17 protein-coding genes and 1 pseudogene are annotated in these 14,613 nt (G+C 68.4%); 9 read left to right on the top strand and 9 right to left on the bottom strand.

Going from position 1 to position 14,613, the window contains the following annotated elements:
• Positions 1-29: 29 nt before the first annotated feature.
• The 4 genes from DIE16_RS18045 to DIE16_RS18030 all read left to right on the top strand — a co-directional run bounded on the left by DIE16_RS18045 (position 30) and on the right by DIE16_RS18030 (position 4,431).
• On the top strand, positions 30-1,238 hold the full coding sequence (locus tag DIE16_RS18045) for a porin (protein ID WP_124892981.1): 1,209 nt from the start codon (positions 30-32) through the stop codon (positions 1,236-1,238).
• 193 nt (positions 1,239-1,431) lie between these two features.
• Positions 1,432-2,670 (top strand): ABC transporter substrate-binding protein, encoded by a 1,239-nt coding sequence (locus DIE16_RS18040; protein ID WP_124489043.1) that lies wholly within the window; start codon positions 1,432-1,434, stop codon positions 2,668-2,670.
• 34 nt (positions 2,671-2,704) lie between these two features.
• Positions 2,705-3,574, top strand: coding sequence for a carbohydrate ABC transporter permease (locus DIE16_RS18035; protein WP_124489042.1), 870 nt, complete (start codon positions 2,705-2,707; stop codon positions 3,572-3,574).
• Positions 3,571-4,431: a carbohydrate ABC transporter permease gene (locus tag DIE16_RS18030; protein ID WP_044846678.1), complete on the top strand. Its 861-nt coding sequence runs from the start codon at positions 3,571-3,573 to the stop codon at positions 4,429-4,431. Before DIE16_RS18035 ends, DIE16_RS18030 begins: the two co-directional genes overlap by 4 nt.
• A 9-nt stretch (positions 4,432-4,440) precedes the next feature.
• On the opposite strand, the gene DIE16_RS18025 is transcribed toward DIE16_RS18030, so the two are convergent.
• Positions 4,441-5,463, bottom strand: a complete 1,023-nt coding sequence (locus DIE16_RS18025) for a LacI family DNA-binding transcriptional regulator (RefSeq protein WP_124892979.1) — start codon at positions 5,461-5,463, stop codon at positions 4,441-4,443.
• A gap of 6 nt (positions 5,464-5,469) precedes the next feature.
• On the opposite strand from DIE16_RS18025, the gene DIE16_RS18020 reads away from it, so the two are divergent.
• Entirely contained in the window at positions 5,470-6,390 is a 921-nt protein-coding gene (locus DIE16_RS18020) for a phosphatidylinositol-specific phospholipase C (protein WP_185735480.1), read from the top strand.
• Here the strand turns inward: DIE16_RS18020 and DIE16_RS18015 are convergent.
• Both DIE16_RS18015 and DIE16_RS18010 read right to left on the bottom strand, forming a co-directional pair.
• Complete coding sequence (locus DIE16_RS18015; RefSeq protein ID WP_124892977.1) at positions 6,376-6,576, bottom strand: hypothetical protein; 201 nt, start codon at positions 6,574-6,576, stop codon at positions 6,376-6,378. The two genes, DIE16_RS18020 and DIE16_RS18015, sit on opposite strands and share 15 nt — an antisense overlap.
• Before the next feature lie 40 nt (positions 6,577-6,616).
• Entirely contained in the window at positions 6,617-7,228 is a 612-nt protein-coding gene (locus DIE16_RS18010) for a LysE family translocator (RefSeq protein WP_044846680.1), read from the bottom strand.
• Positions 7,229-7,311: 83 nt separating this feature from the next.
• Here DIE16_RS18010 and DIE16_RS18005 point away from each other — a divergent pair, with 83 nt between their 5' ends.
• The gene (locus DIE16_RS18005; RefSeq protein WP_124892974.1) at positions 7,312-7,839 is read left to right on the top strand and encodes a GNAT family N-acetyltransferase; all 528 of its coding nucleotides are present in this window, start codon (positions 7,312-7,314) and stop codon (positions 7,837-7,839) included.
• Between the two features lie 15 nt (positions 7,840-7,854).
• Here DIE16_RS18005 and DIE16_RS18000 read toward each other — a convergent pair whose 3' ends face one another.
• From DIE16_RS18000 to gcvA, 3 genes are all read right to left on the bottom strand, one after another.
• Positions 7,855-8,916, bottom strand: coding sequence for an alkene reductase (locus tag DIE16_RS18000; RefSeq protein WP_044846682.1), 1,062 nt, complete (start codon positions 8,914-8,916; stop codon positions 7,855-7,857).
• Between the two features lie 71 nt (positions 8,917-8,987).
• Complete coding sequence (locus DIE16_RS17995) at positions 8,988-9,296, bottom strand: helix-turn-helix transcriptional regulator (protein WP_044846683.1); 309 nt, start codon at positions 9,294-9,296, stop codon at positions 8,988-8,990.
• A 122-nt stretch (positions 9,297-9,418) separates the two neighbouring features.
• Positions 9,419-10,318, bottom strand: a complete 900-nt coding sequence (gene gcvA, locus DIE16_RS17990; RefSeq protein WP_124668144.1) for a transcriptional regulator GcvA — start codon at positions 10,316-10,318, stop codon at positions 9,419-9,421.
• Positions 10,319-10,438: 120 nt separating this feature from the next.
• Between gcvA and DIE16_RS17985 the strand changes: the two genes are divergently transcribed.
• Positions 10,439-11,143 carry an SDR family oxidoreductase gene (locus tag DIE16_RS17985; protein WP_124523727.1) on the top strand — a complete coding sequence of 235 codons (705 nt, stop codon included), beginning with the start codon at positions 10,439-10,441 and terminating at the stop codon, positions 11,141-11,143.
• 46 nt (positions 11,144-11,189) lie between these two features.
• Here DIE16_RS17985 and DIE16_RS17980 read toward each other — a convergent pair whose 3' ends face one another.
• The 3 genes from DIE16_RS17980 to DIE16_RS17970 form a co-directional block, all read right to left on the bottom strand.
• The gene (locus DIE16_RS17980) at positions 11,190-12,329 is read right to left on the bottom strand and encodes a patatin-like phospholipase family protein (RefSeq protein WP_124489035.1); all 1,140 of its coding nucleotides are present in this window, start codon (positions 12,327-12,329) and stop codon (positions 11,190-11,192) included.
• A gap of 123 nt (positions 12,330-12,452) precedes the next feature.
• Entirely contained in the window at positions 12,453-12,794 is a 342-nt protein-coding gene (locus DIE16_RS17975; RefSeq protein WP_124489034.1) for a cupredoxin domain-containing protein, read from the bottom strand.
• 35 nt (positions 12,795-12,829) lie between these two features.
• A complete protein-coding gene (locus DIE16_RS17970) occupies positions 12,830-13,774 on the bottom strand; it encodes a metallophosphoesterase (protein WP_044846687.1) in 945 nt (314 codons plus the stop codon).
• A gap of 244 nt (positions 13,775-14,018) precedes the next feature.
• Here DIE16_RS17970 and DIE16_RS37145 point away from each other — a divergent pair, with 244 nt between their 5' ends.
• Together DIE16_RS37145 and DIE16_RS17960 are read left to right on the top strand one after the other, a co-directional pair.
• On the top strand, positions 14,019-14,273 hold the full coding sequence (locus DIE16_RS37145) for a phosphate transporter (protein ID WP_260434408.1): 255 nt from the start codon (positions 14,019-14,021) through the stop codon (positions 14,271-14,273).
• Between the two features lie 80 nt (positions 14,274-14,353).
• Positions 14,354-14,613 (top strand): annotated as a pseudogene (locus DIE16_RS17960) (sulfonate ABC transporter permease); the annotation flags it as partial.

The raw sequence follows: 14,613 nt of genomic DNA, 5'->3' as shown, positions 1-14,613 counted from the left end.
GCGAATCGATGACAACAGAGGGACGGGACATGAAGATCAGACGAAGACTGGCCGCGGCCGCGGCCACGCTGGGTTGCATGCACGCGCACGCGCAGACCTCCGGCAGCGTGACGCTGTACGGCACCGTGGACACCGGCATCATCTATTCGACGAACCAGCAGTTCACGCGCGCCGACGGCAGCACGGGCGGCGGCCATGCATGGCAGATGGGCGGCGGCAACCTCGTGCCGTCCCGCTTCGGATTCCAGGGTGCCGAGCCGCTCGGCGGCGGGCTCGACGCGGTGTTTTCGCTCGAGCAGCAGTTCCTGTCCGCGAACGGGCAGGCGCTGCAGGGCGGCACCGCGTTCAGCCGGCAGGCGTGGGTCGGGCTGCGCCAGGATGCGATCGGCACGCTCGGCCTCGGCCGGCAATACGACTCGTACACGGACATGCTCGGCGCCTATGTATCGAGCAACAACTGGGCGACGCCGTACGGCTCGCACCTCGGCGACGTCGACAACCTGAACGCCGCGTTCAACTTCAACAACGCGGTGAAGTTCACCAGCGCGGATTTCAACGGCCTGACGTTCGGCGGCACGTTCAGCTTCGGCGGCCAGGCCGGCGATTTTTCCGCGAAGCGCGGCTATGCGGTCGCCGCGACCTACACGCGTGCGCCGGTCGCGTTCTCGGTCGGCTATCTCGACCTGCACCAGCCGCTCGACGCGGCGCTCGGCGGCGCGAGCGGCTATATCGGCGACTTCGCGTGCAGCAACCCGGGCGCGATGTACTGCCTGCTGCAGGACGCCGGCTCGATGCGCGCGTTCGGCGCGGGCGGCTCGGTGACGCTCGGCGCGGCGACGCTCGCGCTGACCTACACGCACACGCGCCTCGGCGACAGCCGCTATTTCTCGACCGGCGCGCAGCCGCGCACGCAGGCGTTCACGTTCGACATCGGCGAATTGAACGTCACGTACATGTTCACGCCCGCGCTGCAAGGCGGCGTCGCGTACATCTTCAACGCCGCGCACACGGACGGCCGCGGCACGACGCGCTTTCACCAGGTCGACGTCGGCACGAACTACAGCCTGTCGAAGCGCACCGCGCTGTATGCGGTCGCGATCGGCCAGATCGCGAGCGGCACGGGGCTCGGCACCGACGCGAACGGCAATGCGGTGAACTACGCGCAGATTCCGGTGCTCGCGAACAGCAATTCGAGCCGGCAACTCGCGGTGATGGCCGGGATTCGCGTGAACTTCTGACGGCACGCACACGGTGGCACGGGCGGTGGGCGGGGCGGGCGGCCGCACCGTCGGCCGCTTTCGCCGCGTGCCACAAATTCTTAACGATCGACGTGAACAATGGCGTTCGCTTCAGGCCGCCCGAAGCGTCGCCCGCGTTGCACACGTGTGCAACGCCCGGCGGCTCGCCACCACGCCGATCGAGAGAGACCACATGACCCTGCTGAGCCGCCTGCGCGCGCTGTCCGCCGCCGTTGCGCTGTCCCTTGCCGCCTCGCACGCCTTCGCGGCGGACCTCGTCATCGCGGGCCGCGACGACATCTACGGCAAGGGGCTGGCCGACGCCGTCGCCGGCTTCACCAAGCTGCATCCGGGCACCGACATCGAGTTGCTCAAGCTGCCGAACGCGAACCTGTACCAGAAGCTGAAGCTGTCGATGCGCGAAGGCACCGGCACGTACGACCTCGTGATGATGGACGATACGTGGGCACCCGAATTCATCGGCAACGGCTGGCTGAAGCCGCTGCCGGCAGCGCTCGCCGACGCCGATCTCGTGCCGTCCGCGGTCGCGCTCGGCCGCAACGCGGCGGGCGCGCTGTACGCGCTGCCGATCGTCGGCAACGTCGAGATGTTCGCGTACCGGAAGGATCTGCTCGCGAAGTACCAGCTGCAGCCGCCGCGCAACTGGGACGACGTGCTGAAGATCGCGCAGACCATCGGCGGCGCGGACAAGAGCGTGTCGGGCGTCGTGTTCCGCGGCACCAAGGGCAACCCGGTCGTGACGGGCTTCCTGCCGATCCTGTGGGCCTACGGCGGCGACGTGTTCGACCGTGCCGGCAACGTGACGATCGATTCGCGTGAGTCGCAGGCCGCGCTCAAGACTTTCCTTGCGCTGAAGACCGCCGCGCCGAAGGACGTCGACGTGTACGGCGCCGCCGAGGTGCGCGACGCACTGCAGCGCGGCACGGCCGCGCAGTCGATCGAGGTGTGGCCGGCGTGGATCCCGGCGCTCGACGATCCGAAGCAGTCGCGCGTGGTCGGGCAGATCGCGCTGCAGCCGCCGCCCGGGCAGACGGCCGGCCCGGCGCCGATGCTCGGCATCTGGCAGATGGGCATTCCGAAGGATGCGCCGCACGCGAAGCTCGCGCAGGATTTTCTGGCCTACCTGAGCTCGCGCGACACGCAAACGCGTCTCGCCGGGATCGGCATTCCGCCGACGCGCCGCAGCGTGTTCGCCGATCCGGCGCTGGTGCGCCAGTACCGCTGGTACCCCGATCAGCTGAAGGCGCTCGAGGCCGGCCGTGCGCGGCCGCGCGTGAAGGACTGGCAGCAGGTCGAGAGCATTCTCGGCGACCAGCTGCAGCTCGCGCTGACCGGGCAGGCCGCTCCCGACGCCGCGCTGCGCCAGGCGCAGCAGAAGATCGCGCAGGCGATGGCCGCGGCCGGCAAGTGACGGCACGCCGCCACGCATCGTCCGGAAACCGCGCATGAAAGCCCTCGGCCGCAGCCTGCCGTTCGTCGCGCTGCTCGGGCCCGCGCTGCTGGTGCTGGCCGCGCTCGCGCTGTACCCCGTCGCGCAGGTGCTGATCGACTCGTTCTGCCAGGTCGACTATGCGGCCGGCCGGCGCGCGTTCATCGGGCTCGCGAATTATCGCGCGGTGCTCGGCGACGACGCGTTCGCGGCCGGTTTCGGCAACACGCTGCGCTTCACGATCGCGGCGTCGCTCGTCGAGGTCGGGCTCGGCTTCGGTCTCGCGCTGCTGTTCGTGCGCGCGTTTCCGGGGCGGCGCATTGCGCTGCCGCTCGCGATCCTGCCGATGATGCTGTCGACGCTCGTGTGCTCGGCGATCTGGCGCAACTGGCTCAACTTCGACGGCTTCCTGAACGCGCTGCTCGCCGCGTTCGGCGTCGAAGGCGTGCGCTGGCTGTCCGATCCGCATCTTGCGTTGTGGTCGCTCGCGCTCGTCGACGTGTGGCAGTGGACGCCGATGGCGTTCCTGATCGTGCTGGCCGGGCTGCAATCGATCCCGCAGGAACTGTACGAAGCCGCGCGCACCGACGGCGCGAGCGAATGGCAGTGCCTGCGCGACATCACGCTGCCGCTCGCGGCGCCGCAGATTGGCCTCGCGCTGCTGCTGCGCTCGATCGACACGTTCAAGCTGTTCGACAAGGTCTACGCGCTGACGGGCGGCGGCCCCGGCAACGCGACGCAGACGCTGTCGACCTACATCTACGACACGGGCTTCCGCTTCTTCAACGTCGGGCCGGCGAGCGCCGCGTCGGTGCTGATGCTCGCGGCGTCCGCGCTGCTCGTTTCGGGGTACGTATGGCAGACGGTTCGCAAGCGGCGCGCATGACGGCGCGATCCGCGTACCTCGCGCACGCGCGAAAGGGTGCCGCGTTCGCGCATGCCGCGCCGTGGGCGCTGCGCATCATTGCGCTCGCGCTGTTGTTGCTGCCGTGCCTGTGGATGGCCGGCGCGGCGTTCATGCCGACGCTCGAACGCCTCGATCATCCGCTACGGATCTGGCCGGCTGCACCGACGTTCGAGCATTTCGCGTCGGTGTGGTCGAACGGTATCGGCGCGCCGCTCGCCAATTCGCTGCTGGTCGGGTTCGGCACGACGCTGCTCGCGCTGACGCTCGCGTTTCCGGCCGCATACGCGCTCGTGCGGCTGCGGTTTCCGGCGCGGCTGGATGTGCTGTTCCTGATGCTCGTGCTGGCCTTGAAGCTGATGCCGCCGATCACGATCGCGGTGCCGCTGTTCGCGCTCGCGAAGCGGTTGCATCTGCTCGATTCGACGCTCGGGCTGATGCTTGCTTACCAGATCTACGCGCTGCCGATGGCGATCTGGATGCTGCTCGCGTTCGTGCGCGACGTGCCCGTCGAATACGAGGAGGCCGCGTGCATCGACGGCGCGGGGCTCGCGCGACGGCTCGTGCAGATCGTGTTGCCGCTGTGCGCGCCGGGGCTGATCGCGACCGCGATCTTCGTGTTCATCGCCGCATGGAACGAGTTCCTGATCGCGCTGCTGTTCGTGTCGACGCCGAGCCGCTTCACGCTGCCGCTCGCGATTGCCGGCTACGTGACGGAGAACGGCATCGACTGGGGCGACCTGATGAGCGCGGGGCTGCTGGCGTCGCTACCGACCCTTGCGGTGGCCGGCTACGTGCAGCGCTACCTGCTGCGCGGCTTCGCCGGCGGGCTGAAGTGACGCGACGCGTTACGCGCAGCTATGCCGCACCACGTGCGTAACCGGCACGACCCGCGTGCGCGAGGCGCCGTCGAACGTCTGGATCCGGTCGGCGAGCAGGTCGACGGCCGCGTGCGCGAGGCCTTGCGTGTCCTGGCGCAGCGTCGAGAGCCGGTAGGCGTCGTATGCGGCGGCGGGGATGTCGTCGAAGCCGATCACGCGCAGGTCGTCGGGCACGCGCAAGTCGAAGGCGTCGCGCGCGGCGTCGATCATGCCGAGCGCGAGCAGGTCGGACGAGCAGAACACACCGTCCGGCCGCTCGCCCGTCGCGAACAGTTGCCGTGCGGCGTCGAGGCCGCATGCATGCGTGTCGGAGTCCGTATCGATCACGCGGACGAGCGCCGCATCGTACGCGTCGCCGCATTGCAGCGCCTGCTCGAACGCATCCGCGCGCGCGCGTGCGCTGTAGCTCGCGGTGCGCGGCCCGACGAACGCGAGCCGGCGCGCGCCGGCCCGCACGAGCCGTTGCGCCGCATGGACGGCGCCCGCCGCGTTGTCGCTGACGACGACGTCCGCGCCCGGCAGGTTCGCTTCGCGGTTGATCATCACGACGGGAATCCGGTGGTCGAGATACTGCTGCGCGACCGACAGCGGCGGCGAAGCGGACGTCATCACCAGGCCCGCGATCCGGTAGCTGAGCAGCCGTTCCAGCGATTGCCGGACCTGATGCGGATCGTCCGCATTGGTCACGAGCGGCGTGAACGCGCGCTGCCCGAGCGCGGCCATCAGGTCCGACAGCAGCCGTGCGCGGAACGGATTCTCGAAACCGGCCGTCACGACGCCGATCATGCTGCTGCGCTGCGTGATCATGTCGCGCGCGATCAGGTTGACCTGGTAGCCGAGCGCACGCGCGGCCGCCATCACGCGTTCTCGCGTCTCGGGCGCGATGCTCGCCGTCGGCGAGAACGCGCGCGACACCGCGGAGCGCGACACGCCGGCCCGCACGGCGACATCCGACGCGGTCACCCACGTCTTTCTTTCCTTGTCAGTCATCGATTCATGATCCCTTCGCGACACGAAGCCTCCACGCCGCTGGCCGACTGGATGTCGGCGCTCGACGACGCGCGGCCGCTGCATACGCTGACCCTACCGGGCAGCCATGACACCTGTGCGTATACGGTCGACGATCCGCTCGTACGCACGCAGCGCGCGCCGCTCGATGCGCAGCTCGCGCATGGCGTGCGGCTGCTCGACATTCGCTGCCGGCACCGGGGCGATACGTTCGACATCCATCACGGCGGCATCGCGCTCGGCCTGTCGTTCGACGACGTGCTCGCGGACTGCACGCGCTTTCTCGATGCGCATCCGCGCGAATGCATCGTGATGTCGGTGAAGGACGAATGGCCCGCGCATGCGTGCACGCGCAGTTTCGACGCGACGTTCGATGCGCATTGCGCGCGGCATCCGCGGCTGCGCTGGCATGCGGGCCGCGCGCTGCCGGCGCTCGGTGACGTGCGCGGCGCGGTGGTGCTGTTGCGGCGGTTCCGCAGCAGCCGGCCGCTGGGCATCGACCTGACCGCGTGGCCCGACAATGCGACGTTTACGGTCGATCATCCGGATGCGGCGTTCGTGATCCAGGATGAATACCGTGTGCCTGTCGCCGGGTCGATCCACTACAAGTGGCGTGTGATCGATGCGCTGCTGAGCCGCATGCCGTCGCCGGAGAGCGGGCGCTGGGCGATCAATTTCTGCAGCGGCACGGGGATGGGCGCGAATCCGTCGGTGGTCGCGCGCGGCGACGGCAGGGTAGTCGGGATTCAGGCGCGGCTCGCGGCGCGGTTGCGCGAAGCGCGCGGGCCGTGCGGTGCGATGCTGCTCGACTTCTGCGACGACGATGACTGGGCGTTGGTGCGGGCGCTGGTCGAGTGTAATGAGGATGGGCCCGTGGTGGGTGGCAGGCGCAGGCTAATGGGTTGTTAGCGCATTCGCATTGAAGACCGCGAACTCGCCGACAGTCAGGACCCAACCTTCCCAACCATGGATCGGAATGCGATGACGCTCGCAATAGTCAATGCATTCGAGCGCGGCGTCGAGCGGAAGCACGATCTCGCGACGAGAAATCGACAGTGCGGCAAGTGCCGCGGGAATTTTCTCGAGTTGCGGCATTGCAGGTCTACGGAGAACGGGATGGTGTGCGATCGACGGACTACCGCGTCGCGATCGCCACCGCCGCACCCGCCATCGCGGTCGCGCTCGTGCGGTTCGCGACCCGCTTCGCGCGTGCCGACGTCAGAAATGCGCGCGCACGCACCGCGAGCAGCGACCAGAAGCAGTCGGCGAGGATCAGGATCGCGAGCATCGTGCCGACCAGCTCGGCCCACGCGAGCACACCGACATGCGTCAGATCGACGATCGTCGGCAGCAGCGCGAGATAGAACAGCATGATCTTCGGGTTGCCGAGCGTGACCAGCGTGCCCGCGACGAACATGCGCCACGGCGACTGCCCGCGCGGCAGGTCGCCGGCCTGCGTGTCGGTCGGCGCGGTCCACATCTTCCACGCGAGGAACAGCAGGTACGCGACGCCGAGCAGCTTCAGCACGAGCAGGCCCGTCTCGAACGTGCGTGCGAACGCCGACAGCCCGGCCACCGCCAGCGTGAGCCACAGCGCCTCGCCGATCCACATCGCGGCGAGGAACGGCAGCACGTCCCGCACGCCGTTCGTCAGCACGCGCGCGACGAGCGCGGCGACGCTCGGGCCGGGCGTGCCGGCGGTGACGAGCAGGGCGATGGCGAACACGGCGAGCGCGGACAGCGTCATGGCGAACCTCGTGGGCAAGGCGTTCGAAAGGTATGAAGTTTCGATTATAGTGACGGCCGTTCCTGCCTGCCTACCTCGTCGTGATGACAGTATCGATCCGGATTCGTCCCGCCACGCGGGAAGACGCGGCCGCGATGGCCGCCGTGGAAGTGGCCGCCGCGCAGCGCTTTCGCGACATCGGCATGTCCGACATCGCCGAAGGCGAGCCGACCGATGCGGCCGACGTGCTCGCACGCATCGACGACGGCCGCGCGTATGTGGCGACGGACGAAGCGGGGGCCTGCGTGGGTTTCGCGTTCTACCGGCTGCTCGATGCGCAGCGGCTTTATCTGGAGGAGCTGGACGTCGCGCCGTCGCATGCGGGGCAGCGGATCGGCGCGCGCCTGATCGATCGGATCATGACGCGCGCCGCGCAAGACGGCATCGCGCAGGTCGTGCTGTCGACGTTTCGCGACGCGCCGTGGAATGCGCCGTACTACGCGCGCCTGGGCTTCGACATCATCGACGACGCATCGCTCGACGACACGCTGCATGCGGTCCGCGCGCATCACGTCGCACGCGGGCTCGACGAGACGCAGCGCGTGTTCATGCGCGCGGACGTGCGCGCATGAACGTGCCGCCGGCCGTCAGGCCGCGTCGCTGAGCGCCGGGTAGTCGGTGTAACCCGTCTCGCCTTCGGCGTAGAACGTCTCCGGCACCGGCTTGTTCAGCGGTGCGCCGAGTTCGAGTCGACGCGGCAGGTCCGGATTCGCGATGAACAGCTTGCCCCACGCGATCGCGTCGGCGTGGCCGCTTGCGAGCGTGTCCTGCGCCGATTCGAGCGTGAACTGCTCGTTCGCGATCAGCGGGCCGCCGAACGCCTCCTTCAGACGCGGGCTCAGCTGGTCGCCCGAATACGATTCACGCGTGAAGATGAACGCGATCTTGCGGCGGCCGAGTTCGCGTGCGACGTAGCCGAACGTCGCGGCCGGATCGGAATCGCCCATCGTGTGCGCGTCGCCGCGCGGTGCGAGGTGCACGCCGACACGGCCCGCGCCCCACACGTCGATCGCCGCGTCGACCACTTCGAGCAGCAGGCGCGCGCGGTTCTCGATCGGGCCGCCGTACGCGTCGGTGCGCAGGTTGGTGCTGTCCTGCAGGAACTGATCGAGCAGGTAGCCGTTCGCGCCGTGGATCTCGACGCCGTCGAAGCCCGCCTTCTTCGCGTTTTCCGCGCCCCTGCGGTACGCGGCGACGATACCCGGAATTTCATCGATGTCGAGCGCGCGCGGCGTCACGTACGGACGCGGCGGCCGCACGAGGCTCACGTGACCGCCCGCGGCGATCGCGCTCGGCGCGACCGGCAGGTCGCCGTCCAGGAACACCGGATCGGAAATCCGGCCGACGTGCCAGAGCTGCAGCACGATGCGGCCGCCCGCCGCGTGCACGGCCTGCGTCACGCGCTTCCAGCCTTCCACCTGCTCGTCGGACCAGATGCCCGGCGTGTCCGCGTAGCCGACGCCCTGCGGCGTGACCGAAGTCGCTTCGCTGATGATCAGGCCGGCCGATGCGCGCTCGGCGTAATAGCGGGCCATCAGGTCGTTGGGCACGCGCGCGCTGCCGGCGCGGGCACGGGTGAGCGGCGCCATCACGACGCGGTTCGGTAGAGTCAGGTCGCCGAGGGTAACGGGATCGAACAGGGTAGGCATGGAGATAACCTCTTCACGAAAGGCGGGATGGCCGTCGCGTCGTGCGCGACGGGTGGCCCGCATGGCCTGGGTCAGAGTTCGCGACGCAGGGCGTCGAGAAATGCGTCGATGACGGCCTCGTTGCGCTGGAAGAACGCCCACTGGCCGATCCGCGTCGACGTCACGAGCCCCGCGCGCTGCAGCGTCGCGAGGTGCGCGGAAACCGTCGACTGCGACAGCCCGCAGCGCGCGTCGATCTGCCCGGCGCAGACGCCGTGGTCGTACGGCAGCGTCTGCTCCGGGAAATGCGCGCCCGGCGTTTTCAGCCAGACGAGGATTTCCCGGCGCACGGGGTTCGAGAGCGCTTTCAGGATCGCGTCGATGTCGAGTTCGGTCGGCATGGAAGGGCGTGGTGTTCTGGGCATACGGGTATCGTCGATGGGCGAATCATATATCGGAAAATAACGATACATGTGAAGGCACTGATGGAAGTGGGGTTGTTGGTCGGTCGGACTTCAGCGCGTCACCCGTTCCCGTACTGCGCGAACAGCCACCGCCGCATCGCATCGAGCGCTTCCGAGTGCGCACTGGCCTGCGGAAAGACGACGTAAAACCCGAGCGACATTGGAAACGAAAAATCGAACACGCGCCGCAGTCGGCCATCCGCGATATCGCGTTCGACCAGCGGCTCGCTGGTCAGCGCGATGCCCTGGCCGGCGACCGCGGCGTCGATCGCGAGCAGCGACTGGCTGAACCGCGGCCCCTTGGTCGGATCGGCCCGGCCTTTGCCGCCGAGCTTGTCGATGAACTCGGGCCACAGATCGTGCGCGTCGTGCAACAGCACATGCTTTGCGAGGTCCGCGGGCGTCCGGATCGGCGAGCCGCTGTCGAGCAGTTTCGGGCTGGCGACGGCAAAGATGTCGAGCGGAAACAGCAACTCGGCGACCAGGCCGGCCGGGAACGGCGGCTTGCTCAGTCGAATCGCGATGTCGACGCCGTCGGCCCGGAACGACGCAAGCCTTTCGTCGGCGATCACGCGCACTTCGATGTCGGGATGCAGCCGGCCGAAGTCCGACAGGCGCGGAATCAGCCACTTCGACGCGAACGACGGCGTCGTGCTGACCGCCAGAACCGTCGGGCGCTGCCCGAGCGCGTCCGTGGCGTCGGAGATGATCTGCAGCGCACGCTGGACCGACGAAAAATACTCGAGCCCTTCGCGCGTCAGCGCCAGCCCCCTGGGCAGCCGCCGGAACAGCTGAACCTCCACGACGTCCTCCAGATGCCTGACCTGTTGCGCCACCGCGCCCTGGGTCACGCCGAGTTCGTCGGCGGCCAGCCGGAAATTGAGGTGTCGCGCGGCGGCCTCGAACGCGCGAAGCGCATTGAGCGGCGGGAACCGGCGGGTACGCGATAGCGCCTTCATGCAGTAGAAATTCTACAGTGTGGGTGGAGAAATCATGGTTCGACAAGCCGATTATAGAGTCCTACAGTGCTGCGATAGACGATGATCGCGGCGCTGCGCCGACCCATTCAGGAGAACAGCATGACTGTAGAGAAAGTGGCTTTGGTGACGGCGGCGGGCAAGGGCATGGGCGCCGCGATCGCGCGGGATCTCGCGGGCAACGGTTATCGCGTCGCGCTGATGTCGCCGTCCGGCAGCGCGGTCGAACTGGCGAAGGAACTCGGCGGGTTCGGCGTGGCGGGGTCGGTCACCGAAGACGCCGACATCGCGCGCTTCGTGAACGAGACGCTCGCGAAGTACGGCCGTATCGATGCGGTCGTCAACAATACCGGGCATCCGCCGAAGGGCGACCTGCTCTCGATCGACGACGACAAATGGCACGAAGGGCTCGACCTGATCGTGCTCAACGTCGCGCGCGTGCTGCGCCGCGTGACGCCGGTCTTCCTGAAGCAGGGCGGCGGCGCGGTGGTCAACATCTCGAGCTTCGCGGCCGACGCGCCCGAGCAGGCGATGCCGGTGTCGTCCGCGCTGCGCGCGGCGCTCAGTGCCTTCACGCGCCTGTACGCCGACCGGTACGCGAAGGACAACATCCGCATCAATTCGGTGCTGCCCGGCTTCATCGACAGCTGGCCGGAGACGCCCGAGATCGTGGCCCGCATTCCGGCCGGCCGTTTCGGCAAGACACAGGAGATCGCGCAGACCGTGACGTTCCTGCTGTCGGAAGGCGCCGGCTACATCACCGGGCAGAACATTCGCGTCGACGGCGGCATCGTCCGCGCGCTTTAAGCCGGTGCCGGACAGGGCGGTGCGCGCGGACGTTGCGCCGGCTGCCTCAGTTGTGCCGTTCGCCGATCCGGTTCTCCTCCGGGCTCCAGACGCTGAGCCCTTCCGTCGGGTCCATCGGCTGATCCCACGGCCGCGCGGCGATCGCCTGCATCGTCGCGTCGAACCCGGCCTGCCGGCGCGCCGCGATGCCGTCCGGCGTGAAATCGATGTCCTTCCATTGATCGTCGCCGTCGAGCCGCGGCGCCGCGAGCTTGATCACGTGCATCGTCGTCTGGCATCCCCACGCGGCGAGCGCCTGCACGTCGGCCGACGTGCGCTCCGCCTCCGGCAGCCGCATCACCAGTTCCTTGATCACGTGGCGCAGCCGGTGAATCTGCTGTTGCCGCGCGATGTTGCCGTCCGTGCGGCTCGCGTACTGGATGTCCTTCTGCCGCTCCGACACCTGCCAGATGCTTTGCGGCTCGGGCCCGACCGGATTCCACATCTGCACCGAGAAGATGATCGAGCTGCGGCGCGGCGCATCGTCGAGCACGACCTCGACCGGCGTATTCGAATAGATGCCGCCGTCCCAGTAGGGTGCGCCGTCGATCCGCACGGCCGGGAACGCGGGCGGCAGCGCGCCCGAGCCCATCACGTGGTCGAGGTCGAGCGGCCGGTCGCGCGAATCGAAATAGCGCATCGTGCCGGTGCACGCGTTGACCGCGCCGACGGTCAGTCGCGGCCGGCACGCATTCAGCAGATCGAGGTCGATCAGCGACGCGAGCGTGTCGCGCAGCGGTTCGACCACGTAGTACGACGCGTGCTCGACGCCGACCCGCGCGAGCGGCCCGAGCCACGCGGCGGGATTCGGCCGGAAGAATCCCGTGAGGCCCGCGCCGATCACCGCGAGTTCCGAGCCGATCTTGTCCCAGGTCGTCGGGAAGCCCGGCACGGTCACGGCGGGCCGTTCGGTGACGTGGCGCCAGAATTCGGCCATTCGCTGCGCGCGGTGCGCGGGCGCGTTGCCGGCGATCAGCGCCGCGTTGATCGCGCCGATCGACGTGCCGATCACCCAGTCGGGCTGGATGCCCGCCGCGTCCATCGCCTCGAATACGCCGAGCTGGTATGCGCCCAGTGCGCCGCCGCCCTGGAGCACGAGCACGACCTGCCCGGGTAGCTTCGGGTGTGCGGGTTGACTTGCCGTCATCGCTTGCCTCGTGGTCGGTGACGGCCGGCGGGGGCCGGCCGGTTGGAACCAGTGTAGGCGATCGGCGGGCGTCGCTCCGCGGTGCCGGACCTTCGCGCGCGTGGCGCGGCGCGCCGCGCCGCATCATTCCACGGTGATGGTCTCCTTCATGTACGGATGAATCCCGCAGAACACCTTGTAGACCCCCGGCTTGTCGAAGCGGAACGAGTAGGTCTCGTCCTGGTCGAGTGCATTCGAATGGAAGATGCCCGCGTCGTTGACGACGGTATGCGGTTCCGCGTCGAGGTTCTTCCACGTGACCGTCGTGCCGGCCTTGATCGTGGTCGACATCGGCGAAAACATGAAGTTGTGGATCGTCACGAGCGGGCCGGCCGGGGGTTGCGCGAATGCGGCGAGCGGCGTGCCGGCGGCGGCCGCGCACAGGGTCAGCGCCGCCAGCAGCGTCGAGGGCTTGAGGATGGTCATGTCGGTCTCCTTGCGTAGCGGAATCGGGCGAGGGATCAGGCCAGCGTCGTGTCGCGCAGCGACGCCGCCACGGGATGGCCGGCGAAGTCGACGGTCGTCACGCCGAGCATCGCGGGCAGCCGGTCGCGCGGCACGGTGAGCGGCACCGGGCCGGGGCCGTTGCCGGCGGTCGGCTGCGGGAACGCGGTGGAGCGCGCGGTGTGGAACGTCACGTTGCCTTCGACCTTCGACACGATCTGGTGAATGTGCCCGTTCAGCACGGTGACCGAGCCGAAGCGGCGCAGCAGCGCCATCGTCTGAGGTGCGTCGCCGGTGCCCCAGCCCCACGGCTCGTAGATGGTCCACATCGGCATGTGCGAGAACACGACGATCGGCGTGCTCGACGATTGCCCCTTCAGATCCTGCGCGAGCCACGCGAGCTGCTCGTCGCCGAAGCTGCCGAGCCCGTTCGGCTTGAAGTGCATCACGTTGACGAGCGCGACGAAGTGCACGCCCGCGTGATCGAAGCTGTAGTAGCCGCGGTTGTCCGACGCCTTGCCGAAGCGGCTGAAATATTCGGCACCCGAGCCGTCGGTCACGTCGTGTTCGCCGGGCACCGTATGCAGCTCCGGCACGCGCAGCGCGGACAGCAGCTGCGACGCCTGGTCGAACTCCGCTGCCTTGGACAGGTGCGTGATGTCGCCGGTATGGATCGCGAGCGCGGGCGTGGCAGGCATCGCGTTGACGAGCTCGATGGTCTGCCGCAGCGTGGCCGCGACGTCGGGATTCGCGTCCTTGTTGAAGCCGATGTGCGTGTCGCTGATCTGCACGAACAGCGGCCGGCCCTTGTCCGCGGGGAGTGCGGCGCCGCTTTGCGCGAGCGCGAGGTCGAACGGCGTCAGGATGCCGCCCGACAGTGTAAACAGCGTGCCGAGGCCGCCGAACGCCATGCATTGCAGGGCCTTGCGACGCGACGGGCGGGTGGGATTCGATGAAGACATGTGAGCCTCGCATTCGTGTGACGGAACCGGACGGCCGGATCGTCCTGGAATAAGCCGGCGCCTTCGTATGCCATACCGCTGCGGCGGCGGATTTATTCCCGCGCGTTGCGAGGTTGCTCGCGGCTTGCGGCGCAATGACCGACCACCGGCGGATGACCTGTCAATGTCCTGTAAGTGACACGTCACGTTTGCGTCATGTCCGCCCGATAGCCTGCGACACCGAATCACTTCTCCGGAGCCCCTCATGCCGAATCTCGCGGCAACGGAAACCAGCGGTGCGGGCGGTCATCGCACGCGCACCATCGGCTTCGCGCCGTTCGTGCCGATCGTTGCCTGCGGCATCGTCTATGTCGGCGTTCACCTGAGCGCGGATCCCGGTCCGGTCAAGGAAGGTTCGGTCCTGCCGATCATGCTGCCCGCCGTCGCGCGGGTGCTGGTCTTGCCTGCGTCGATCGCGCGTTCGGCGGTCCTGTGCCGGGCCCGCCACAAGCCGTTCTGAGCCGCGCCGGCTAACGGCGCATCCGGCCGCGCGTCACGCGGCCGATCCCATCGATTTTCAATTCGACCAAGACGCTACCGATGGATATCAGTTTCTTCGATCCGAATCGCACCGCCAACGCGTCCGCGTGGCGCGTGCTCCCCAACCGCTGGGATGCGGTCGCGTTTCCGCTGATCATCGGCATACTCGCAATGGCGATCGTTGGCTTTCATCAGACGATGGCGCCGATCGCCGTGCTGCAGACGCAGAAGATCTCGCTCGATCCGTCGAACCTGCCCGAATACGCGTTGCGCACCACGCTGCGGATGCTCGCCGCGATGGTCGCGTCGCTCGCGTTCAC

It is taken from the genome of Burkholderia sp. Bp9090, from assembly GCF_003857985.1.
Lineage (GTDB): Bacteria > Pseudomonadota > Gammaproteobacteria > Burkholderiales > Burkholderiaceae > Burkholderia.
Note: the sequence above shows the minus strand (reverse complement) of the source record. Positions and strands in the feature narration are given on the sequence as shown.

What these genes read in the sequence shown, in the direction of transcription:
- DIE16_RS18045 (WP_124892981.1), top strand. Translation starts at nt 30, where the DNA reads ATGAAGATCAGACGAAGACTGGCCGCGGCCGCGGCCACGCTGGGTTGC.
- DIE16_RS18040 (WP_124489043.1), top strand. Translation starts at nt 1,432, where the DNA reads ATGACCCTGCTGAGCCGCCTGCGCGCGCTGTCCGCCGCCGTTGCGCTG.
- DIE16_RS18035 (WP_124489042.1), top strand. Translation starts at nt 2,705, where the DNA reads ATGAAAGCCCTCGGCCGCAGCCTGCCGTTCGTCGCGCTGCTCGGGCCC.
- DIE16_RS18030 (WP_044846678.1), top strand. Translation starts at nt 3,571, where the DNA reads ATGACGGCGCGATCCGCGTACCTCGCGCACGCGCGAAAGGGTGCCGCG.
- DIE16_RS18025 (WP_124892979.1), bottom strand. Translation starts at nt 5,463, where the DNA reads ATGACTGACAAGGAAAGAAAGACGTGGGTGACCGCGTCGGATGTCGCC.
- DIE16_RS18020 (WP_185735480.1), top strand. Translation starts at nt 5,470, where the DNA reads ATGATCCCTTCGCGACACGAAGCCTCCACGCCGCTGGCCGACTGGATG.
- DIE16_RS18015 (WP_124892977.1), bottom strand. Translation starts at nt 6,576, where the DNA reads ATGCCGCAACTCGAGAAAATTCCCGCGGCACTTGCCGCACTGTCGATT.
- DIE16_RS18010 (WP_044846680.1), bottom strand. Translation starts at nt 7,228, where the DNA reads ATGACGCTGTCCGCGCTCGCCGTGTTCGCCATCGCCCTGCTCGTCACC.
- DIE16_RS18005 (WP_124892974.1), top strand. Translation starts at nt 7,312, where the DNA reads ATGACAGTATCGATCCGGATTCGTCCCGCCACGCGGGAAGACGCGGCC.
- DIE16_RS18000 (WP_044846682.1), bottom strand. Translation starts at nt 8,916, where the DNA reads ATGCCTACCCTGTTCGATCCCGTTACCCTCGGCGACCTGACTCTACCG.
- DIE16_RS17995 (WP_044846683.1), bottom strand. Translation starts at nt 9,296, where the DNA reads ATGCCGACCGAACTCGACATCGACGCGATCCTGAAAGCGCTCTCGAAC.
- gcvA (WP_124668144.1), bottom strand. Translation starts at nt 10,318, where the DNA reads ATGAAGGCGCTATCGCGTACCCGCCGGTTCCCGCCGCTCAATGCGCTT.
- DIE16_RS17985 (WP_124523727.1), top strand. Translation starts at nt 10,439, where the DNA reads ATGACTGTAGAGAAAGTGGCTTTGGTGACGGCGGCGGGCAAGGGCATG.
- DIE16_RS17980 (WP_124489035.1), bottom strand. Translation starts at nt 12,329, where the DNA reads ATGACGGCAAGTCAACCCGCACACCCGAAGCTACCCGGGCAGGTCGTG.
- DIE16_RS17975 (WP_124489034.1), bottom strand. Translation starts at nt 12,794, where the DNA reads ATGACCATCCTCAAGCCCTCGACGCTGCTGGCGGCGCTGACCCTGTGC.
- DIE16_RS17970 (WP_044846687.1), bottom strand. Translation starts at nt 13,774, where the DNA reads ATGTCTTCATCGAATCCCACCCGCCCGTCGCGTCGCAAGGCCCTGCAA.
- DIE16_RS37145 (WP_260434408.1), top strand. Translation starts at nt 14,019, where the DNA reads ATGCCGAATCTCGCGGCAACGGAAACCAGCGGTGCGGGCGGTCATCGC.